The 13,418-nt window shown below is 67.2% G+C and carries 12 protein-coding genes; 7 read left to right on the top strand and 5 right to left on the bottom strand.

The window, feature by feature from the left end:
* Positions 1-3: 3 nt before the first annotated feature.
* Positions 4-786 (bottom strand): class I SAM-dependent methyltransferase, encoded by a 783-nt coding sequence (locus tag ACQP1G_RS44740; protein WP_433209395.1) that lies wholly within the window; start codon positions 784-786, stop codon positions 4-6.
* A gap of 210 nt (positions 787-996) precedes the next feature.
* Between ACQP1G_RS44740 and ACQP1G_RS44735 the strand changes: the two genes are divergently transcribed.
* From ACQP1G_RS44735 to ACQP1G_RS44720, 4 genes are all read left to right on the top strand, one after another.
* Positions 997-2,163, top strand: coding sequence for a glycosyltransferase family 4 protein (locus ACQP1G_RS44735; RefSeq protein WP_433196605.1), 1,167 nt, complete (start codon positions 997-999; stop codon positions 2,161-2,163).
* A gap of 143 nt (positions 2,164-2,306) precedes the next feature.
* Positions 2,307-3,506, top strand: coding sequence for an NAD(P)/FAD-dependent oxidoreductase (locus ACQP1G_RS44730; RefSeq protein WP_433196603.1), 1,200 nt, complete (start codon positions 2,307-2,309; stop codon positions 3,504-3,506).
* A gap of 109 nt (positions 3,507-3,615) precedes the next feature.
* The gene (locus tag ACQP1G_RS44725) at positions 3,616-3,999 is read left to right on the top strand and encodes a DoxX family protein (protein ID WP_433196601.1); all 384 of its coding nucleotides are present in this window, start codon (positions 3,616-3,618) and stop codon (positions 3,997-3,999) included.
* A gap of 58 nt (positions 4,000-4,057) precedes the next feature.
* The gene (locus ACQP1G_RS44720; protein WP_433196599.1) at positions 4,058-4,954 is read left to right on the top strand and encodes an RNA polymerase sigma-70 factor; all 897 of its coding nucleotides are present in this window, start codon (positions 4,058-4,060) and stop codon (positions 4,952-4,954) included.
* A 50-nt stretch (positions 4,955-5,004) separates the two neighbouring features.
* On the opposite strand, the gene ACQP1G_RS44715 is transcribed toward ACQP1G_RS44720, so the two are convergent.
* Together ACQP1G_RS44715 and ACQP1G_RS44710 are read right to left on the bottom strand one after the other, a co-directional pair.
* On the bottom strand, positions 5,005-6,846 hold the full coding sequence (locus ACQP1G_RS44715) for a hypothetical protein (protein WP_433196597.1): 1,842 nt from the start codon (positions 6,844-6,846) through the stop codon (positions 5,005-5,007).
* Positions 6,843-7,319 (bottom strand): MarR family winged helix-turn-helix transcriptional regulator, encoded by a 477-nt coding sequence (locus tag ACQP1G_RS44710; protein ID WP_433196595.1) that lies wholly within the window; start codon positions 7,317-7,319, stop codon positions 6,843-6,845. The genes ACQP1G_RS44715 and ACQP1G_RS44710 overlap by 4 nt, the downstream gene beginning before the upstream one ends.
* Before the next feature lie 431 nt (positions 7,320-7,750).
* Between ACQP1G_RS44710 and ACQP1G_RS44705 the strand changes: the two genes are divergently transcribed.
* Both ACQP1G_RS44705 and ACQP1G_RS44700 read left to right on the top strand, forming a co-directional pair.
* Positions 7,751-9,079: a polysaccharide biosynthesis protein gene (locus tag ACQP1G_RS44705; RefSeq protein ID WP_433196593.1), complete on the top strand. Its 1,329-nt coding sequence runs from the start codon at positions 7,751-7,753 to the stop codon at positions 9,077-9,079.
* A 205-nt stretch (positions 9,080-9,284) separates the two neighbouring features.
* Positions 9,285-9,650, top strand: a complete 366-nt coding sequence (locus tag ACQP1G_RS44700; RefSeq protein ID WP_433196591.1) for a VOC family protein — start codon at positions 9,285-9,287, stop codon at positions 9,648-9,650.
* A gap of 85 nt (positions 9,651-9,735) precedes the next feature.
* Here the strand turns inward: ACQP1G_RS44700 and ACQP1G_RS44695 are convergent, their stop codons facing one another.
* Positions 9,736-10,857 (bottom strand): DUF3068 domain-containing protein, encoded by a 1,122-nt coding sequence (locus ACQP1G_RS44695; protein WP_433196589.1) that lies wholly within the window; start codon positions 10,855-10,857, stop codon positions 9,736-9,738.
* 227 nt (positions 10,858-11,084) lie between these two features.
* On the opposite strand from ACQP1G_RS44695, the gene ACQP1G_RS44690 reads away from it, so the two are divergent.
* Positions 11,085-12,323, top strand: coding sequence for an acyltransferase family protein (locus ACQP1G_RS44690; RefSeq protein WP_433196587.1), 1,239 nt, complete (start codon positions 11,085-11,087; stop codon positions 12,321-12,323).
* 586 nt (positions 12,324-12,909) lie between these two features.
* Here ACQP1G_RS44690 and ACQP1G_RS44685 read toward each other — a convergent pair.
* Positions 12,910-13,410 (bottom strand): DinB family protein, encoded by a 501-nt coding sequence (locus ACQP1G_RS44685; protein ID WP_433196585.1) that lies wholly within the window; start codon positions 13,408-13,410, stop codon positions 12,910-12,912.
* Between the last annotated feature and the right edge of the window lie 8 nt (positions 13,411-13,418).

Here is a 13,418-nt window from a genome sequence, read left to right as displayed (position 1 = left end):
ACTCTACTTGGTTGCCACTACCACCAGATTGCTCACCAGTAACTCTCGCAGTACCGGTATGTGAACCACCCACCAGGCCCAACGCGGGTGATAGCGCGGGAATACCGTCCGCACATCGGCGGAAGTGCTTGCCGCCCAACGCAACCCGTCGGCGGCGCCGACCGCGAACAGCGACTTGCCGAAGCGGTTCTTCGGTTCCCGGCCGGTCTTGCGGCGGTATCGGCGCGCGGCGAACTCGCCGCCCAGGTAGTGCCATGGACCGGTTTCGTGACCACCGAATGGGCCGTGCCACACCGTGTACGACAACACGATCAAACCGCCGGGGCGGGTCACGCGCACCATCTCATCGGCCATGACCCATGGCTGCGGCACATGTTCGGCGACATTCGAGGAGAAGCAGATATCGACGGCATCGTCGCGGAACGGCAGTGCCATACCGGAGCCGCGCACCGCGCCGGATACCGACAGTCCGGCGGCATGCATCTCCGACGGATCGGGCTCCACCGGGATATACCGCGCACCGGTCTTGATGAATTCGTCGGCGAAGTAGCCGGGGCCGCCACCCACATCGAGGATGGTCGCGCCCTGAAGGCCCTGCCCGGTGACATCGGCATAGAAATCGCTGATCATCGCGGCGCTGTCGGCGGCGAGGCCACCGTAGAACAACGCCGGATCGGTCTGCTCGAACCGGAAACTGCCCAGCAGCCGCAGCGACCGGCGCAATGTCGCCCGTCGCGCGAACCGGGACAGGGACGGGCGCCCGCGCCGTGGGGCATCCGCCGCCACGGCTTCGGCTGGCTCGGTTTCAGCTCTCGGCACGGCGCAGAGTCTCGCACAGTGCGGGCGAGCCGCCGCTGTCCCGCCTGCCCGAGTTGGGAATTCGGCGGGTGCTGGCGGGTCGACGCGGTGGGAGCTAGTTGGACGGGTGCACGGGTTAGGGTGTACGGCGATATCCGTCGTCCCGACCGGGACCTGTCGACCGAGAGAAGCTCCACTGTGCGCGAAGTCCTCCTGCTGTGCTGGCGTGACACCGGGCACCCGCAGGGCGGCGGCAGCGAACGATACCTGGAGCAGGTCGGTGCCCAGCTCGCCGCGCGCGGAGTCAAGGTCACCCTGCGCACCGCCCACTATCCGGGTGCGCCGAAGCGGGAACGGATCGATGGCATCGAGATCAGCCGGGCCGGTGGACGATTCTCGGTCTATCCGCGCGCGCTGACCGCAATCGTCCTCGGCCGACTCGGTATCGGGCCGCTGCGCGGACTGCGCCCCGACGCGGTGATCGACACCCAGAACGGCATTCCCTTCTTCGCTGGCGTCGCGACCAACGCGCCGTCCGTCGTGCTGGTGCATCACGGACATCGGGAACAGTGGCCGGTGGCCGGACGTCTGGTCGGGCGGATCGGCTGGTGGATCGAATCGCGGCTCTCGCCCCGGGTGCACCGGCACAACCAGTATCTGACCGTTTCGCTGCCCTCGGCCGAGGAACTGGCCACGCTCGGCGTGCACGGATCGCGCATCGCGGTGGTCCGCAATGGCGCGGAACCCGTTCCGGTCGACGCGCCGACCGGCTGCGCGGAGACCCGTACGGACGATCCGCGCATCGTGGTGCTGTCCCGGCTGGTGCCGCATAAGCAGATCGAGGACGCGCTGCACGTCGTCGCCCGATTGCGGAATCGGATCCCGGGTTTGCGACTCGATGTGATCGGCGACGGCTGGTGGGCGGACAACCTGAAGGCCGACGCTCGCGACCTCGGTATCGCCGACGCGGTCACCTTCCACGGCCACGTCGAGGAGCGCCGTAAACACGAACTGCTCGCCCGCGCCTGGGTGCATGTGCTGCCGTCTCGCAAGGAGGGCTGGGGGCTCGCGGTCATCGAGGCGGCCCAGCACGGTGTGCCGACCATCGGCTACCGCAGTTCGCGCGGACTCACCGATTCCATTGTCGACGGCGTGACCGGGGTACTCGTCGACGATGTCGCCCAGCTCAGCGATTCCGTCGGTGAACTGCTCGACGACACCGAGGCCCGTTCCGTCATGGGGGAGAAGGCTCGTGCCCGCTCGCGCGAATTCTCCTGGGAGCAGACGGGAAACGGTGTGTACCAGGTACTCGCGGCCACGGCCAGGGGCGAGCACACCTCGGGGCTCATTCCGCCCGGACCCTGATCGGCCGCGGTCCGCGCTCGCGGCGATGGTGACGGCGTCCGCGCTGCCCAGTGCGTCTGTGGAGTGATCTGGCTCACGTGTTGTCACAACGATCGGTCATGCGGTGTCTCGAGGTCGAATTCCTCGAGACGAAGGAGATACCCATGACCGAGAACACCGATGTGGTCGTGATCGGCGGCGGATACGCCGGTGTCATGGCGGCCAACCGCCTGACGCAGCGCGATGACGTGACCGTGACGCTGATCAACCCGCGCTCGACCTTCGTCGAGCGAATCCGCCTGCACCAACTGGTGGGCGGGTCCAACGACGCGGTCGTCGACTATCCAGATGTCCTGGGCGAGCGCGTGCGACTGGTGGTCGACACCGTGACCCGGATCGATGCGGCCGAGCGCAATGTGACGTTGGCGAGCGGCGCGACGGTCGGCTACGACTATCTGATCTACGCAGTGGGCAGTGGCAGCGCCGCCCCGCGCGTACCGGGAGCGGCCGAGTTCGCCTACCCGATTGCCAGCCTGGAGCAGGCGCAGCGGCTGCGGCCGGTCGTCGACGCCGCGCCTGCAACGGCCGCGGTGACGGTTGTCGGAGCCGGTCCGAGCGGCATCGAGACCGCAGCCGAACTCGCGCAGCGGGGCCGCACCGTGACCCTGGTCTGCGGCGAGGTGCTCGGACCCTATCTGCACCCGCGAGGTCGACGCTCGGTGGCCGAGCGGTTGGCCCAACTCGGAGTAACCGTGCTCGAAGGCGTCGATGCGCAGGTGACGGCTGTGACGCGCGATACCGTGCAGCTCAGTGGCGGCCACACGCTGCGGAGCGCGGTGACCATCTGGACCGTTGGATTCGGCGTGCCGGACCTGGCCACCCGCAGCGGGCTGAGCACCGACGCCGTGGGCCGTCTGCTCACGGACGAGACATTGACCAGCGTCGACGACGTGCGCATCATCGCGGCCGGGGATTCGGCGGCACCGTCGGACCTGCCGTTCCGGATGGGCTGCCAGTCCGCGGTTCAGCTCGGCCCACAGGCCGCCGAGACGGTGCTCAGCCGACTCGCGGGTACGCAGCCCACGCCCATCGACGTGGGGTTCGCCGGCCAGTGCATCAGTTTGGGGCGTCGCGTCGGCATTTTTCAGTTCTCCGGCAAGGATGACACCGCCAAGCGGTACTACCTCGGCGGTCGCCCGGGCGCGATGCTCAAGGAGTTCATCTGCAAGAGCACCGTCTGGCAGCTGTCGTACGAGGCACGCAAGCCCGGTTCACGCACTTGGTGGACCAAAGACGACAAGCGCCAGGAGCTGCTGCGGGCCAAGCGTGGCGAGGCGTTGGCCATCGCAGAACCAGCAGCCTGACCAGGCATTTGTCAACTCGGCGTGTCACAAAGGTGCGCTGTCCGGCGTCTTAATGGGCGGAATGGCCGTTCAGGACGCCGGAATCACCTGCACGAGGCAAGGAAGCCCCATGAACACCACCCTGTGGATTGTTACCGGACTGCTGGCCGCAGTCGCCCTGGCCGGTGGCATCAGCAAGACGTTCATACCCAAGGAGAAACTGGCCGCGCACAGCGGCGGAGAATGGACCAATGACGCCAGCGTCGGCTTCATCAAGACCCTCGGGGTCGTGGAGTTGCTGGCCGCGGTCGGCCTGATCCTGCCCGCGGTGCTCGACATCGCACCGGTCATGGTGCCGGTAACCGCTGTCTGCTGGGTTGTGCTCATGGTCGGCGCGATGATCACCCATGGCCGCCTCGGTCAGTTCAAGCTGGTGATGGTGAACTCGGTCTATCTCGCGCTGGCGGCCTTCATTGTGTGGGGCCACTTCGCCCTCGAGCCGTTCACCGGCTGACGAAGATGTGTGCCGCTGGCGGGAGCCAGCGCCGACCGCGAAGGAGAGGGGTCGAGATATGCGCGACCACGCCACCGACCCGGCGACCGAGAGTTTCCTCGCCTACCGCAACCTGCTCTTCACCGTCGCCTACGAGATGCTCGGATCGGCGGCCGATGCCGAAGACGTCCTGCAGGAAACCTGGCTGCGATGGGTCAAGGTCGACTTGGGGCAGGTGCACGACCAGCGCGCCTACCTCGTCCGGGTCACGACCCGGCAGTCGCTCAATCGGCTGCGCACAATGACGCGCCGCAAAGAGGCGTATGTCGGCTCCTGGCTGCCCGAGCCGCTGCTCACCACGCCGGACGTGGCCGAGGACGTCGAGCTCGCCGAGAGCGTATCGATGGCACTGATGCTCGTCCTCGAGACGCTGTCGCCGACCGAGCGCGCCGTCTTCGTGCTGCGCGAGGCCTTCGATATCAGCTATGACGACATCGCGGCCGCCGTCGACAAGAGCCCCGCGGCCGTCCGCCAGATCGCGCACCGCGCCCGCCAGCACGTCGATGCCCGCCGCCCGCGCTCGGCGGTCTCCGCGAGCGAGACCAAGGCGGCTCTGGAGTCGTTCCGGCGTGCGCTCGAAAGCGGGGACGCGCAGGGACTGCTCGACGTGCTCGCGCCGGAGGTTGTTCTTGTCAGCGACGGCGGCGGCGTCAAGCGAGCTGCGCTTCGGCCGGTCATCGGTGCCGAGAAGATCGTCCGCTACATCGTCGGCGGCATCGGCAAGGTCGAAGCCACCCTCACCGGCGAATCCACCGTGGTCAACGGCAACCCGGCACTCGTGCTACGCCTGGACGGCGAGATCGATGGCGTCATGGCGGTCCGTGTCGAGGACGGCCGCATCACCGGCCTCTACTTCGTCCGCAACCCGGAGAAGCTGACCCGCGTCGAATCCGAGACCCCACTCACCCTGCACTGAATATGCGGCATCCCCGGCGTCTCCGCTGGCATTCAGTGTCACTGGCACGACTATCTCGTCGACGGTGGCGCACTCGAAACAGCCCGACCATCGGGAGCGACTCTGCTGATCAGTGCCAGCAGCAGTCCGCCGACCAGCAGTGCGGCCCAAAGGATGTGGGCGGCATAGGCGATCACACGTTGGGAGATATGCGATTCGGCGCGGTGGTCGGTGGCGCCGGGGACTCGATACAGTGCGAGCTGGGAGTCGGCGTAGATCGGCTCCAATTGGGCGAGTGTCGTTTTCGACTCGCCGAGTGGTCCGGGAGTGGTGCGTTCGACGAGGACCCAACCGACATCGAGGTTCGCCAGCTGCTGTGCCGAACCTCCGTGCAGCAGTAGAGTTTCCACATCCCGGGCCCGGGCGCCTTCACCGGCGACCGTTCGCCCGTGCACCGGGAGTTCGCCGGTCTGCAGCACATCACGCGGCAGCATCCGCGCCGCCGGATCCAACACCGGCGCCCTACCGCTGTACGGAAACTTCCGGAACATGCCGCCGGGTAGCACCGCAATATCGCCCGGCCCATCGATCCGCTCAGCGACCTGCTGCCAGCCCACCGGGTAGTGCACCGGACGCAGTGCGTTGCCTACACCCCAGGTGAGATCGAACAGCGGCAGCATGAGCAGCGCGATGAATACCGCTGCCGTCAGCGACATTACGGTCGTTCGCGAGTTGTGGGCGGACGGCTCCGTCGACGAGGTCGTTGCGGCGCCATGGGCTGTGAACCACGTGGCAAGGGTCCGGCACCCGGCTGCGGCGCACAGCGCGTAGGCGGGCATCGCCAGTGCCACATACTTCTGCGTATCACGCAGCAGCCCTGTGCCGGGCACATGGGCGACGAGCCATTCCATGACGCTCATACCCCATGACGTCGCCCCCAAGGCAGGTAGCACGACTGCGGCGGCCGCAAGTATCAGTAGCGCGCGGCGAATTCGGACGCTGTCGCGATCGGTGTCGGCGGTGGCGGTGGCGCGGATACCGGTTGCGACGAGGATCAGGAGTAGGGCGGTGCCGACCAGGGCCAGGGGGGTGGTGCGGGAGTTCGGGACCGAGTCGACGTTCCAGATTCCGCCGAGTCCGGCCAGGCTGCCGAGGGTGCTGAGGGCGGGTTCGGCGCGGGCGGCGAAGGCGGCGATTCCGGCTGGGTCCGAGGGTTCGGAGCCAGCGCCGGACAGTGCCGTGGCGGTCAACCACGGCGCGGACGCGGCCAGCAGGAGTGCGAGCGTTGCGAGTAGGTTTCTCCGTCCGATCAGCACGACAGCTGTGCAGCCAGCAAGCAATGCGCCGGTCGGAGTGAGCCCGGCGGCGGCGAAGCACGCGGCCAGCGCGGCCCACGAGGCACTCCTTGTCCGCGTATTTGTGCGGTCCGGTGTGTTGCGTTTGCGAATTCGGTAGGCCGCCAGCGCGGTCCAGGGCAGCGCGGCATATCCGGTCAGCAGACTCCAATGGCCTTGCAGCAGACGCTCGGCCACATACGGATTCCACAGGGCGACGGTGACCGCTACCAGTTGCGGTCCGGTCGATACCCGGAGCAGTTCGCGGGCCAGCACCGCCGCGCCGTATCCGGCCGCCCACAGCGCGACGACCAGGATCCCCTTGACGATCAGTCCGCCGTCGATGATCGGTGACAGCACCGCGAGCAGCGCGTCCTGCGGCACCGCGCGCGGGGCCGCATCCCCCAGACCCAGCTCCGAATCCGCCAGATACGAGCGCGGTGTACTCACCGCATCCCGCAGCAGCAGATATCCCGGCCCCAACAGTGGCCCGACAATCAGCACCGCCAGCAATCCGCTGTACCCGACCGGGATGAGCTTCGGCCACCGGTCGCGCCGAGCCGGGCCGATGCCATTCACGTCTGTGCACGCCCCGCTCGGAGTGCGGCACGACGTTCGACCGCCCTGACGGCGGGAAAGTCGGCGGCGAAGCCGCGCAGTAGGTGCAGTGTCTCGGTGACGGGGCGACCCGCGGTGGCCGTGTCGATCGCGCCGTACAAGCGCTCTTCCACCGTCGCCACCTCCGCGGCGAGATGGCGTCCGGCGGGCGTGAGTCCGAGGGTGATCTGGCGGCGGTCGGTGGGGCCGGTCTGCTTGTCGATCAGCCCCACCGCGACGAGCCGGTCGACGAGGCGGCTGGGGCTGCCGCCGGTTTCACAAACCAACAGGTCGCCGAGTCCGGCCAGGGTCAGCGGCTGATGGTCTGCCAGTACGCGCAGGACCTCGGCCTGCGAAGGAGTCAGTCCCAACGGTCGTAACTCGGTCGACAGCTTTCGGTTTCCCTCCCGCTGGATGGCGAGGATGAGATAGCGCAATTCCTCAGCTGGCCGCACGCGTCTGCTCCTGCCGAATGCCGTCGAATGAACGGATGGACGTCATGGGCCACCACTTTAGATGTCGTGTAACCGGGTGCTGTCCTCCTCGTGCAGGAAGTCCGCGATGGCGTTCGCGCAGGTGTGCGGGTGCGAGAAGCGGAACATGTGGCCGGTGCGTTCCAGGACGACTTCCTGGCATCGGGATACCCTCGCGCAGCACGGTCGCGGCGGCTTCGCCGATCAAGGTGGCATGTGCGGGCGTGCGGGATGAGCTCGGCACCGCCGCCTGCCCGAGTTGGCGGGTGTAATCGGCGTTCTGACGCCGGTCACCGCGGTGTCGATCGCTGGGCTTCGAGCGGGATATAGGCGCTGATCAGTTGGGTGCGTGCCGGAGTGGGGGTGGTGGGTGGGACGATTGCCGCGTGCCTGCCGTCTCTCGCCTTCCTGTCGTGGCGGATCTGACGTTGGTGACGGCTGGGGCGATGACGGCCAATGTGGCGGGATATCTGCTGCAGATGCTGGCCAGTCGGTGGTTGGGGATCACCGGGTACAGCGAATTCGCGAGCCTGCTGGCGGTGCAGCTGTTGTGCGCGGTGCCCGCGCTGGCATTGCAGAACGTGGTGGCCAGGGAACTGGTGCGCGGGGCGAGCGTCGCGGCGCTGCGTGGGTTGCAGTGGCGGTGCGCACTGATCGTCGCGGTGGTTGCCGCGGTGCTGGTGCCGCTGGTCACGGCGGTGTTGAACGTCGGTGTGGTCGCTTGCGCGGCCGCGCTCGGAGCCGCGCCAGCCTTGGTTCTGGTATCGGGCGAGCAGGGAATCTTGCAGGGTGGCAGGCGTTTTCGTGCGCTGGGGGTCGTCCTCGGTGCTACCGGAGTGGCCCGCGTGGCTCCGGCGTTGGTGGTGTTGGCGCTGGGCGGTGGTGCCGCGCCTGCGTTATGGGCTGCGGCCCTCGGCATAGTCGCCGCTGCCGTATTCGCGCGCTATGTGGCTGCTTCGCCGATATCGCGGGGAAGTATTGCCTCGAGCGATCGTCCGTGGGTCCCGCGTGATGCGGCGTCGGATGGCGGGATGCGCCCGTCGCAGGCCGGCGATGCGTCGAATGGAGCGGCGGCACCGCCGGAGGGTGGCGGTGCTGGCGGCGCAGTGGAGGGTGGCGGTCTTGGCGGCGACCAGGGTGTGCCTTCCGTTGGCGTGCTGCCGGTATTGCGGGCGGTGCAGGTGCAGGCGGCGTTGATGGCGTTGTCGTCGGCCGATCTGATCATTGCGCGGATCGTGTTGGACGAGGCGGATGCGAGCAGGTACGCGCTCGGGGCCATCGCCGCGAAGATCGCGTTCTGGCTGCCGCAGGCAGTCGGGGTCGTGCTGTATCCGCGGATGGCGCAGCCGACACATTCGGCGCGTGCGATCCGGGATGCGCTGGCCGTCCTGTCCGGCATCGGGCTCGTGGCGGTAGTGGGCGCGGCGGTAGCGGCACCGCTTGCGCCGCTGTTCGCGGGACAGGATTACGCGCCGATCCAAAGCATGCTGTGGTTGTTCGCCCTGCAAGGAGCCATTCTGGCGGTGCTGCAGGGCGCGCTGCTTTCGGCGATCGCGGTGGACCGCACCTCCCTCGCCGCGGTGACGTGGCTCGGTCTGGCGGTCGAAGTGGTCGTCATGACCGTCTTCGCTCGCTCGATACCCGCACTGATCACCACCGCCGTAGGCGTCGCCGCTGCCACCACGATCGTGGTCGCCGTCGTCGTCCTGCGCACCGCCGACCACTCCCCATCACGCTCCTGACCCGGCTCCGCATGGCGGGACCCGGCCTCGCACGGCCACACGTGATCTGCGCACCCACGTCTCTCGCACTACACAGCAACCCGATCGCATGTGTGTGGTGGCGAACAGACGTGTGCCGTGCCAACAAACGTGCGCGATATGCGGCCACGACACGGGTGCGGGCGATCGGCGGCGGATAAACGCCGGCCCGCTTACGATCACCATCATGATCACCGCAGTGCACACACTGGTCTATGCGGAGGATCCGGATGCGGCTCGCGCGTTCTTCCGCGACGTTCTCGGCTGGCCGAATGTGGATGCCCACGACGGCTGGCTGATCTTCGGTACCGGGCCGAGCGAACTCGGGGTACATCCCGCCGATGGCGCACCGCGTCACGAGATTTCGCTGATGTGTGATGACATCGAGCAGACGATGATCGAATTGGCCGGGCGTGGAGCGCAATTCGACGGTGAGATCGCCGAGCGGAGCTTCGGACGCTGTATCAATATCAAGATCCCCGGTGCAGGGCTGATGCTGCTATATCAACCGTCGCATCCGGTCGCTTACCCCTTGAAGTCGTCCGCGACCTGACCACACGCGTCGCATCGACCTGTCCCGAAAACGAACTCGGCTCCCAGGCGTAGCGCCGGGGAGCCGAGTGTCGCAACGATTACCGTCAGAGATTCTTCTGGATCTTGATCTGCTCGGTCGGAGCGTCATCCCCGCCGCGACCCGGACCGCCGCGCCGACCCCGGCCCGCACCGGCAGGTACCGAGGTGGATCCGCCGCGGATCCCCAGGAGCACACCGGCGATCAGGGCGGCGACACCGAGCACGCCGAGCACGATCGGCATGATCCGGCCGTACAGCGACAGCTTGTCGATGTTCTCCTTGGCCACCGAGATCTGCGATTCGATGGTGTTCTCATCGAAGACGAGGTGCGACTTGAGGGCGGTGACGTCGGGGTGGTCGCCGCTGCGCGCGTAGTACAGGTAGATCTGCTCGCCGCCCTTGATCACGGTGCCGGTCTGCGGCTCGACCCACAGGTCGCGGGTGTCGGTGTAGAAGCGGGTCATGGTGACCGGCTCGTCACCCTCGAGGCCCCACTTCGAGGCGGGCAGGCTCAGCCGATTGGTCGGCGCCTGGATCACGTCCCACAGGTTGGTCACCGGGACCGACATCTGGAAGTGGTAGACCTTGGTGTTGTTGATCTCGGTCTCTTCGATGAACTTGGCGTCGAAGGACTTACGCACGTTGACGTCGAAGTACGGGTAGGACTTCTTCTCGGTGCCGATCGGGAACCGGTACTGCAGGCCGGTGTGCTGTACCGGGTCGGCGATGCTCTGCAGATCCTTGTTCACCGTGACGGCGATGGAACCGTTGGGGTCCTTGGCCACCGGCTTGCCGGACGTGCGGTCGATGGTGACCCGGTCGATGGTCGCCGTCAGCAGGCCGGTGTCGCCCTGCTTATCGATGCGCCGCAGGGTCTGACCGGCTTGGACGGTCATCTCGGTGGCGTCGGAGGGGTCTTCGACGGTGAGGAATCGCTGCGAGATCAGCGGCACATTGGTGTCGACCTTGGCCGCACCCTCGGGTGCGGTCAGCGACTTGGAGTCCAGGACCAGGCTGTCCTCGCCCGGCTGGTTCGTCGCGATGGTAGTGATCTCGAGGTCGAGAGGAGTTTTTGCCAGTTTGCTGACGGTGTAGGTCGGGATCATCACCGCGGCGACGATCAACAACGCGCCCAGACCCACGAGCAGGCAGGCCACCGTCCTTCTGGTTCCGGCACTCAGTGCCATGCAAACTCTCCTAGTCGTAGAACACAGGTCTGTCCGGCGAGTACTGCGGGCGCGCCGCGGCACTCGTGAGCCCCGACACTAACAGTCCGATGTCGTACTATGCGGTGCCGAGGCCGGATTCGACCCAGAAATCGCCCGAGTCTAACGCGAAATCTGAAACGCTGGGTTACCAACCGGTAGGTGATCCGCTTGCAGGTGGCGCGAGCGGGCCTGCAGACTGGAGTCCGATGACCGCTACGCTGCCCGCACCGACCGCAGACGTGCCAACGCGCACGCGCGGTTTCGTACCCGCCCTGGAAGGTATGCGTGGGATGGCCGCGCTCGGTGTGCTGCTCACCCACGTCGCATTCCAGACCGGCGCCGCGAATACGCCCGTGCTCGGGCGAATATGGGAGCGGTTCGATATGGCGGTCGCGGTGTTCTTCGCGCTGTCGGGCTTCCTGCTGTGGCGTCCACATGCCGCGAAGGCGCGTGGGCTGGGCGCCGCGCCCTCGGTCGGCTACTACCTTCGGCACCGAGCGGCGCGCATTTTGCCTGCGTATTGGGTTGTAGTGGCCGCGGTTCTGATCTTGGTGCCGAGTGCGGCCGACACCGCTGGCCTGCGAGTGTGGATGTCGAATCTGGCCCTGACGCAGGTATTCGTGCCGCTGACGCTCACCGACGGACTCACCCAGATGTGGAGCCTGTCCGTCGAGGTGGCCTTCTATCTGGTGCTGCCGCTGCTCGCCTTCGCGGTGGTGCGGCTGCGTGGCGCCGCCGCTCGCTGGCGCATCCCCGCGATCCTCGCGCTGGCGGCGATCAGCCTGAGTTGGAATTTCCTTCCGGTACCGACTCCCGACGCCATTCACGCCGATAACTGGCTGCCCGGATATCTGCCGTGGTTCGCGGTGGGCATGCTGCTCGCCGAGCTCATTGACAATAGGGATCAGCTATCGCCGCGGCTCGGGCTGCTCGCCAACCAGCCGGTGATGTGGAGCCTCGCGCTCGTCGCCTTCCTGTTCTCCGCTACCGATCTGGGCGGACCCGCCGGACTGACCAGGGCCGAGCCGTGGCAGTACGCGGCCAAAATGGGCTTCGGCGCGATTATCGGTTTCGCACTGCTGGCCCCGCTGGTGCTGCGCCCACCCGGCGCCCGCCCCCATCGCTGGCTGGAATCCCGGGTGGCAGCGACCATCGGCCGCTGGTCCTACGGCATCTTCCTCTGGCACCTCGCGGTGCTGTCGGTGGTCTTTCCGACCTTCGGAATTCTGCCCTTCCAGGGCAATTTCACCAAGGTACTCATCCTGACCATCGCGATCACCCTCCCGGTCGCCGCGGCCAGCTATGCCCTCATCGAAGAACCAGCACGCCGGTTCGCTCGTGATCGTGACCGCGCGAAGGAGGCTGTCGCGAACGCAGCTACGAGCGAGGCCGCCTCGACGGAGCCGGTAGAGCCTGTCCGCGACTCGGGAGCTGCCCGCGGCTGAGGCCACCGCCGCCGAGGGAGTCGGTGCGGTGGCCGAAGGAATGGGCGGCAAGACGATCGCCTGACCGGCTTCGGGCCCGCGGCAAATGAATTGATCGCACCCGGTGACTGCTGGACTGAGTGCTGTGGGGTCGAGTGGCTGTCGGGTCGAGTGGCTGTCGGATTGAGTGGCAGCGCGGGATCGGGAGGCTGTGGGGTCGAGTCGCTGTCGGATTGAGTGGCTGTGGGGTCGAGTGGCTGTGGGATTGAGTGGCAGCGCGGGATCGGGAGGCTGTGGGATCGATTGGCAGCGCGAGGTCGGGCGGCTGTGGGGTCGAGTCGCTGTGGGATCGATTGGCAGCGCGAGGTCGGGCGGCTGTGGGGTCGAGTCGCTGTGGGATCGATTGGCAGCGCGGGATCGGGCGGCTGTGGGATCGAGTCGCTGTGGGATTGAGTGGCAGCGGGTCTGGTGCGGCGTGGTCGGTGGTTGCCGGGACCGGGCTGCGGGAATTGGTGCCGTGAGGTTGGGTGATTGCGGAACCGGTTGGGTTGGTGGATCCGGCGGCTGCGCGATCGGGCGGGCCGTGGGCGTGGGCCGCCCGGAGCGTTCAGTCGTCGAGTTGGCGACGGATGTCGAGCAGATGGTGTCGCAACTCGTGCAGGGTGTGTAGGGCGAGCCAGTGCAGTGGGCGTTCCTCGCGGTGCGGGAAGTTATAGATGACTGTGCGGTCCCAGTCCGCGGGTGGCAGCCGATCGAGGACGTTGGCGAAGAGCAGGGCCGCATCCTCGAGCTGCCGGGCGACATCCGATGGGCGCTGGTCGTTGTACCCGTCGTGCGCTACGCGTTCGTCGCGCCCCATCGGCTCGAGCGTCGGTGCGTCGACCCGGCGTGCGAGCAGCACCCGTTCCCGTTGTGCGAGTAGGACATCCCGCATATGGCACGCATACTCCAACGGCGACCACACCTGTGGTGCGGTTCGCCGCCGAAGTGTCTGTTCATCGCCGCCGAGCAGCGTTGCGTACTCCGCCGCGTGCACCCTGGCCAGCGCCGACACCTCGGGAACCAAGGCGGGTTCGTAGTCGAATCCGCACTCCGCGCATGCCGTCACATATCCGA

The organism is Nocardia sp. CA-107356 (assembly GCF_050946365.1).
In the GTDB taxonomy this organism is placed as follows: Bacteria; Actinomycetota; Actinomycetes; order Mycobacteriales; family Mycobacteriaceae; genus Nocardia.
The sequence above is the reverse complement of the archived record's forward strand: the minus strand, read 5'-3'. Positions and strand labels throughout refer to the sequence as shown.

Bases quoted from the DNA above. Each gene is read 5' to 3' on its own strand.
- ACQP1G_RS44730 (WP_433196603.1), top strand. From the start codon at position 2,307: ATGACCGAGAACACCGATGTGGTCGTGATCGGCGGCGGATACGCCGGT.
- ACQP1G_RS44725 (WP_433196601.1), top strand. From the start codon at position 3,616: ATGAACACCACCCTGTGGATTGTTACCGGACTGCTGGCCGCAGTCGCC.
- ACQP1G_RS44720 (WP_433196599.1), top strand. From the start codon at position 4,058: ATGCGCGACCACGCCACCGACCCGGCGACCGAGAGTTTCCTCGCCTAC.
- ACQP1G_RS44690 (WP_433196587.1), top strand. From the start codon at position 11,085: ATGACCGCTACGCTGCCCGCACCGACCGCAGACGTGCCAACGCGCACG.
- ACQP1G_RS44695 (WP_433196589.1), bottom strand. From the start codon at position 10,857: ATGGCACTGAGTGCCGGAACCAGAAGGACGGTGGCCTGCCTGCTCGTG.
- ACQP1G_RS44700 (WP_433196591.1), top strand. From the start codon at position 9,285: ATGATCACCGCAGTGCACACACTGGTCTATGCGGAGGATCCGGATGCG.